Origin of the sequence: Phaeobacter sp. HF9A (assembly GCF_011806385.1) — a bacterium.
In the GTDB taxonomy this organism is placed as follows: domain Bacteria; phylum Pseudomonadota; class Alphaproteobacteria; order Rhodobacterales; family Rhodobacteraceae; genus Epibacterium.
In genome coordinates, this window is the sequence record NZ_JAATOX010000022.1 from 36,110 (window position 1) to 43,851 (window position 7,742).

A 7,742-nucleotide genomic window follows, 5' to 3' on the forward strand; every position below is an offset into this window, starting at 1 on the left:
TCGAACTCTAAACCTCTGCATACTACGGTGGAACTTGGCTTGAAAGCGGACAGACATACAGCGCGCAGCATTGGTCAAAGTGGGCTCGAAGCCGACTTGCGGTGCTGCGGCACCATAGTTGCAACGATACCGCGCCTAGTCTCCGCTGCCAGATGACGCCAGCCAGCCCAAACTCGACATTCATTCAGCCTGCGGCACAGGCTTTGCTGCATCTGCAAAGGTTTCCCATGAGAGGACCTTCGAGCGGCACAGATGACATCGAAGCGCAGTGTACTGCGCTTCGATGTGCCTATCCATTGGGGCGCATCGTTGGCCAGTAGCATCCATGAAAAGTAAATTTCTCGGGACCGGTCTATTAGCTCATGGCTAAGTCATTGAAGGACTTGCACAAAGAATGCTGTCACCTCATCAAGGATCAGATTATGCATGTCAGCCCGGTGGGCGCCACCATTTTCACAAACGACTTCGTCTCCCGGTAGTTCCTTGAGCAGGATTTCGTAGCCAGCTGGTTTACACAGATTGAAGAAATCGAAATGGCTCAAAGTGGCTGGCTCAATGTATCGGAATGTCTCTGAGGGCAGCTCTTTGACCAGCGCGCGGGACTCGATATCAAGCGTCAAACCCGAATTCATGATCGGGGCTCCGAATACAAGCAGCGGCCTGTCAATCTTATTCAGGCTTTCGTCTGAAAAGCTCTGGGTCCCGCCCAGATCGAAGATTGCGAATGCGCGAATTCTCTCATCCGCCAAATCGGCCTGCATCTGTTCCCTGTCCTCAGGTGTTTGCGCGATTTGCCAATCCGCAAAGATCCCGCAGGCCAATTCGCCTGGCGCGGTATCGCAGAACTGCTCAAGGCGCTGAGCGTCATATCGGGCACCCGCCAGCGCCAGCGCGGTGAAGCCACCAAGTGAATGCCCCGCCATAAAGACCTGATCGGGATCGACCTGCACCGGCAATGAGCCCGGCATGACCGCGAAATCTATCAACCGAATGATGTCGCCCGGACGTTCCCAAAGCGCACGCCGCTGGTCCGCGTCGCGCGACCAGGTTGAGGTTCCCGGGTGATCGACTGCGGCCACAACGAATCCTCTCCGGGCCATCTTGGCAGCGAACCATGCTTGGTTTCGGGCGTTTCCGAACATGCCATGGGACAGAACAATGAGCGGGAAAGGCCCCGGGGCTGCGTCTGCATCGCGGATGACCTCCGCACCAACCCAAACCGCGCTCTCGAAGTCCTCCTGCCTCGGTTCGGCGGCGTCAGTCGGATACCAAATCAGTCCTTCGAGGCCCCGGTCGCGTCGGTCGTCAAGAACAGTAAGCGTGCTCAATCCGGCTTCATACTGCTGGGCTGCGACTGGAATATGCTCTTGTGCCTGAACGCCACCAGACGTCAGGCCGAGGATCAAAATGGCAAGTGAATAGAGAGGTTTCATGGTTGGTGCCCTTTTTTTTGAAACACAAGTGGCCTAACAGGGACACCGATCACCCGGCGTCCTGAAACGCGATCAAGGACGGCTCTTTGTGGTTCTGTGTTGCGATCCAGAACGCAGCCGGACTGGGCCGGACAAAAGGAGGAAGCCGGTGCTGCACATCGCAATTCTTGCGGCGACAATGTCCCTAAGTACCGTGATGACACTTTTCATGGCCCGCATCGCTGTGGCCGAGCGCTATGGTGCCTCCTCAGCAGCGCTCGGCGTCTTTTTCGGGCTCACAACCGTCTCTGCAGGCCTCCTCCTCGCCACGCTGCTTTGGCCGGACACGTCTCTACGACAATGGCGTGCTGTATTGGGCGCAGCGTCGCTCCCCGCGCTCTACCTGCATTTCGTCTTCGGGTCGGACCCCGGGCGTCGCCCGCGCTCTGCAGAATTGCTTCACATAGTTCCGATGGTGGCTGTCGCAACATCCCTTCTGGTCAACGCATTCTGGGCAATCGACCCAATTTTGCTCATGACCTATGGCGGATATCTTTGGGCCCTATTGCGCCTGCATGGTCGCGGTGCGCACCACTTCCGTAGTCTCGGCTCCGACGTGGCAACGACGCTCATCTGGTTGCGCATCGTGATCGCAGTACTTTGCGCCAGCCTGGCGCTTGAGGTGGCGATCTTTACCGAACTGGTCGGGGGTGGGACTATCGAGGCGTCTCGGCCTCTCCTGCTCTCGACCGCGCTCTTCTTTGGCCTCGTGTCATATGCTTTGCTTGGGGCAATGGGACGTCCTTCTCTTTTCGAGCATGTGTATGACATAGTCGTTGACCGGGCGCCTCTGCCGGACGAGCCAGACGCAACGTCGGCCCCCGGCCCCGCCGATCATGCGCTTCTCCAGCGCATCAACTCATTCCTTGAGGACCCGACTATCCTTGCAGACGATGCCTTGACGCTCAGCCGTTTGAGCAAACGCCTGAGCGTCCCGGCCCGCGCGATCAGCATTGCAGTGAACAGGGTTACCGGTCAGAGCTTTTCTGATTTGCTCAATGACAGAAGGATCGCTCTGGCCACTCGCCTCATGAGCGAAGATCCGGACCGCGCGCTGTTAGACATTATGTACGCCGCAGGATTCGGGTCGAAGTCCAACTTCTACACGCAGTTCAAGCGGCGCATGGGCATGACACCGGCAGCATTTCGGACGCAACACTGTGCGGGTGTTGGTAGGCGAAATCAAAATTCTCATATTCGCAAATCCTGAAAGGTTCACTGAAATCGCAGAGGCCCGGACGAGACCAGATAAGTTCAAAGGGCCTTTGGGAGCACAGGTTCCGGCAGGCTCACCCGCAACGCAACAAGCTCTGGCACTTGTACGAGAATTGGCCAGGCAACGGATGTTCTGCCAAGAGAGCATTCCTCCCGAAGTTTCATTTGTGGACGTCGCGAAGTCAGGTCATTTCTAAGTTCGCATCAAAAGCCCTAAACTCCCGCAGACCGACGTAACCGACCGCGCGGGGATGCCGCAACAGTCGGCGGTTCAGCCCAATCACGACATTCATGCAGGGCGCAGCGAAGGCGCTGCTGCGAGCGCAAGAGCTTTCCCGAAAGCCGCCGTTCAGCAGGCGGTGGCAGCCATGGCTGATGCTGCGGTCAGCTCCAGCGGCAGCGAAGCGCAGAAAGCACCATTTGCAAAGTCGCGGGATCTGGCGGCACGGCTTAGGCTGAACGCCGCACACGCAAACGCAAAAGCCGCCCTTCGCCGCAGGTGCAACCGACAAGCACCATCGGACGGAAGGGATGCGAGACTTTGTTGCCGTAGGACGTCGCCGTCCGAAGGTCAGCTTTCGGACTTCAACACCCAATCTTGTGCTTTGATTTCGAGGGTTTCATCTTTCAAATAGAAATGAAAATGCTTTGCCCCGACGCCTTCCATCTTAATCCAAGGCGTAGAGTTCATGTTGTCTTGGACGTTGCCTGATATTTCGTAGAACTCACCCCATTCTGGCGCAAGCCCACTGAAGCGGCACTGGCCTGAATACCAGCCTTCGTCGTTTACTGAAGTCACGCGATATTTAGAGCAGTTTACGAAGCTGACAGCGATTTCGGGGATGTTCTCATATTGGCGATAGGCGTAAGGATTTGGTTTCATGCGGGCAATCAACTCATCTCCGCGCTCTTCAAGCCTGAGATCCACATCATTCGGATGAGCGTTCCAGTCATCATTCAGTCGGATGAACTTGGGGAGGTCGTCAGTCTTGAAATGCCATGGCAAATCCGCTTTTGGTTTCCAAGTTACCCAAAGACGGTTTGGATGCCTTGCTAAGGGTTTCAATTCCTCCGTTGGCTCGTTGACCATTACTGCGATACTGCCAAGGCCAATCAGCGGCCAACCTGTAAGGCAGCTTCGCATCCGCTGTCTATCAACTTGTGCAATCGACAAGTTACGATCTGCCACCTGAAGCACATCCCCAATCACGGGAACGTGGGTAAGTTGATCAAGCATAAGAACCGACTGAGGTTGCCCAGAACCATCGTTGGGAAGGCTGAATATGTCGGTCAGACGACCCTTCGGTTCGTGCATCCTCGGCCCCTTAGAAATTTCTACTGCCAACCACGAAGAAAGGCAGTTTTTCGATTTTTTCATCATAGCAGACCTTTGTGCGCCGCGCAGCATCGGTCAACTTGGGCTCAGAGCCGCCTTGCGGCGCTGCGGCAGCCGGGTGGCGGCGAGCCCGCACCGGATCCAAGCCGCCAGGTGACGCCAGCAGCCCAATCACGACATTCATGCAGGGTGCAGCGAAGGCGCTGCTGCGAGCGCGAGCGCTTTCCCGAAAGCCGCCGTTCTGCAGGTGGTGGCGGCCCTGGCTGATGCTGCGGTCAGCTCCAGGGGCAGCGAAGCGCAGAAACCTGACCTTGCAAAGTCAAGTACCAAGACCCGCAGTCGAGACACGCACGGTCCTGGCGGACTATCGCGTCAAGTGTAGCGGATGACTGGAGCCAATCCAAAGCGGCGTTTGGTTTCCCAAAGTAAGTTAGGTACAATTTGCTATCATTTAATGGTGTAGCACGCCAACATGGGCCCCATACTCTAGTCAAATACTTGGGTAAGAAATGTCTGTAAGCGAGTGTATTTTCGGCGTGGTGAGACAACACTGGATGGTCGGTTTCGTATTGCCCTGACCAACAGCCTGGCGAAGCAATTGAACGGATTAGAAAGCCTACGGGCACTCCCAGAAGCTCACTCAAGCATCCTATAGCGATTGGCAGGCCAGATGCATACCGGCCCCTTCTGGCAACGTATGCTCAAGAGTGGAGAGCCGCAGCAACCAGCCCGTTGCTGCCTGCCTCTATTGGATCTCACCACGATCAGCGACAGATCTAGATGAACGGCGAGGTAGGGTTTTGTGCGACAGCCATCAGATGCAGGCTTGAGAAGCCTACGGCGCAAGGTGGAAATGCACCAGTCGCGAAACGAATTGGCTTTAGTCAATCGCACAATCACGATGGCAACTCTCGGTTGATCCAAGTCTACCATAAAGTTTGCCTCGACATCTCACATTTAAAAGGTAAGGTCGCCGTTGCGATATATTATGGAGGGCTAGGCCCAATGTTTGAGGCTTCGGAAGAAGAGTATTTGATCCGCGCTATTCGCGAGAATAACGTAGTATTGTTTCTTGGTGCGGGGGCCTCCTATGGTTCAGAAACATCTTCTGGCGACAATATCCCATTGGGCAAAGATCTGGCTTCCTTTTTCCGAGAAATTATCGGTGAATCTGATGAGAACTTACGTCTTGATCAGTTGGGGAAAGATGTTCGCCGTATTTATGGGGATGACGGTCTCAAGAAAAAGCTGGAAGGCAAGTTTATGGAGACCCGCCCCTCTCAAGATTTGATAGAGCTCTTCTCCTACAGCTGGAACAGATGCTACACTCTCAACTACGATGACACAATTGAAGGTGTGCCAAGGAAGGGTAGGGCTCAGCGTCACAAATACTTTTGCAGCACCGAAAAGGTGGAGGAAAATCACGGCGAGCAGGAACTCCAGGTTATCCATTTGAATGGATCTATCCTGAAGTATGAGAAGGGAATAGTTTTAACGGATAAGGAATTTCGCTCCGGCATCCGAAAGAGAAACCCTTGGTACGAGAGGTGCGCAGCGGACTATGCAAGCAAGACTTTTGTCTTTATCGGAACCGAGCTTGATGAGCCAATATTTAAAGCTTATGTGGAAGAGTTAGAAGATGTTTCGACCTTTGCTAGGTCTTTCCTCATAACCCCTGGCAGTATTGCCAAGCGGGATGAGGAGGAGCTTCGCGACTTGAATATCACATTCAAGAAGTCAACTCTATCAGATTTCATCCGTTGGCTTCAGAGGAATAAGCTTCGATTTGGTAGAGACGCTGCAACACTAAATGATGCTCTTATCGAAGTCGGAAGCCCTAAGTGGATATCAAAAAACATAGACAAGTCAGCGCTCACAGCAACCCGACTCAGGAGAAATTTCTACTCTGGTGTATACCCCACTTGGCAGTGTGTAGCTTCAAATTGGCCAGCTCCAATTTCCGTAATTTCCTCCTGTCTGTCTGCAATTAAGAGCTTTCAGGAGGCTGGTTCGAAAGGCCTGTGCGTAGTCGTTGGGCAGGCGGGGTCTGGAAAGACAACCAGCATTATGAGCTCACTCTACTCGATTGGTGAGAAAGACGATTGCAGGGTGTTCGAATTTATAGGCAGCGGTCTAGAAGACTTAGAATCGGCGTTGCGAGACCTGAAGCCCGCGGATTGGACAGGTGTATCTTGCATGATATGGCTCCCCGACATTCAGATTTATGCGGATGAGTTTGAGAAGATCTCCAGAATTTCTAAGTCTGCGAACTGTATAATTGTGGGTGAGCTGAGAAGTAGTGATTGGTCTGGTCGCTTCTTTCGCAAGCATAGGGTCGCTGATAAAGTCATAGAGTTAGGGAGGTTAATGACTTCCGATTACGACACGCTAGCCCAAGCAATTGAAAATTTTGCTACGGCTCCAGAGTTTAGAAAGATGAGCAGGAAGGACCAAGTCAAGCAGTTAAAAGCCTCTAAAGCTCAACTTCTTATTTTGATGCTCGAAGCCACCAAACAACGTCCATTTGAAGAAATAATCGAAAGTGAATATTTTTCTATCGATGATGAAGCCGCTAGATCCTTCTTGTGTATCGTTTCTTTAATTACCATGACCAGATCCAGGCTTTCAATTTCCGATTATCATGCGATCACCAGCCAATTCGGCCTACGGTCGTCACTTGCTGCTTGTTTGACACAGCTCGAGGGGATCGTTGAGATCTCTGGTCAAGGCATGCTAATAGGAAGGCATGAAAGCTATCTTAATCACGTAATTTCAGCCACTGCTGATTCGCAAACGATATTTGATGCGTGCCTTGCGATATTCAGGAGCTTCACCATATACCAGGTTCCGTTTGTGATTAATGCCGGGAAGGTTAAAGGAAACATTCTTAAGTTCATGATGCGCGGTCAGTTTCTATCTCAGGTATTCAGGGGGGATCATGATCTAGTTTCAAAGCTCTACGAAGAGCTTGAGTATGATTTTCAAAGTGACGGCCATTACTGGCTTCAGAGAGGTAAGTTCTACCGCAATGCGGGCGGCAGAGAGAACCAAGAGACCGCGCTTCAATTCCTAAATAGATCAGTTGAAGCATACGACAACTCTTACTCTAGGCACTCGCTTGCGCAGCAAAAGTTGATTCTCTGCTCCCAGTTCAAAGAACCGACACCATACCTTGAGGCCTTGATGGCCGAAGGTGTTGCTGAGCTTAAGACGCAAGTTGTGACAAGGGCTAACGCCGAAGATGAGTACCCATTAGTCGCGCTTGCTATGTCCCACACTAGGGCTCTTATCGCATGGAATCGGACGGAAGATGCTAAACGTGTGTGTCGCGAGTATCATGGCCAGCTGTCGGAAATGGATAAGCAGATGCCTTATGAGGATCGAGAAGTCCGAGATGCGCTGAAGCACTGCCTGAATATTGTGCTATCTTAGAGGAATTTATCATGATGCATAAGCCAACTACTTCCTGAACCTAGGTGAGTCGGGCGCATTCATTTCTAACGTCGCCTCTTAATTGGGGCGCCGTGTCGTCAATTTGCCACTGCGCTCTGCTGCCTGACCTAGGCGACGCGCCAAGCGGACGCGCCCTAGGGTCGTTCGCTCGGGGCATGGCGAGGGACGGCTACCGCCCGCAATGGTAATCCCCCCCGATCTTAAGGGGATGCGGAAGTAGAATTTTCTCGGCAGGATGAACGAGGAGATTCCGATGAAGAAGACAC

Annotated in this window: 4 protein-coding genes; 2 read left to right on the forward strand and 2 right to left on the reverse strand. The window is 53.0% G+C overall.

The features are described from left to right. Positions 1-371 precede the first annotated feature (371 nt). Complete coding sequence (locus HCZ87_RS06365) at positions 372-1,433, reverse strand: alpha/beta fold hydrolase (protein ID WP_167642933.1); 1,062 nt, start codon at positions 1,431-1,433, stop codon at positions 372-374. Between the two features lie 148 nt (positions 1,434-1,581). On the opposite strand from HCZ87_RS06365, the gene HCZ87_RS06370 reads away from it, so the two are divergent. Next, positions 1,582-2,682, forward strand: coding sequence for a helix-turn-helix domain-containing protein (locus HCZ87_RS06370; RefSeq protein ID WP_167642934.1), 1,101 nt, complete (start codon positions 1,582-1,584; stop codon positions 2,680-2,682). Between the two features lie 576 nt (positions 2,683-3,258). Here HCZ87_RS06370 and HCZ87_RS06375 read toward each other — a convergent pair. Beyond that, entirely contained in the window at positions 3,259-4,065 is an 807-nt protein-coding gene (locus tag HCZ87_RS06375) for a hypothetical protein (RefSeq protein WP_167642935.1), read from the reverse strand. A gap of 963 nt (positions 4,066-5,028) precedes the next feature. Between HCZ87_RS06375 and HCZ87_RS06380 the strand changes: the two genes are divergently transcribed. Next, on the forward strand, positions 5,029-7,455 hold the full coding sequence (locus HCZ87_RS06380; RefSeq protein WP_167642936.1) for an SIR2 family protein: 2,427 nt from the start codon (positions 5,029-5,031) through the stop codon (positions 7,453-7,455). The last annotated feature ends 287 nt before the right edge of the window (positions 7,456-7,742 follow it).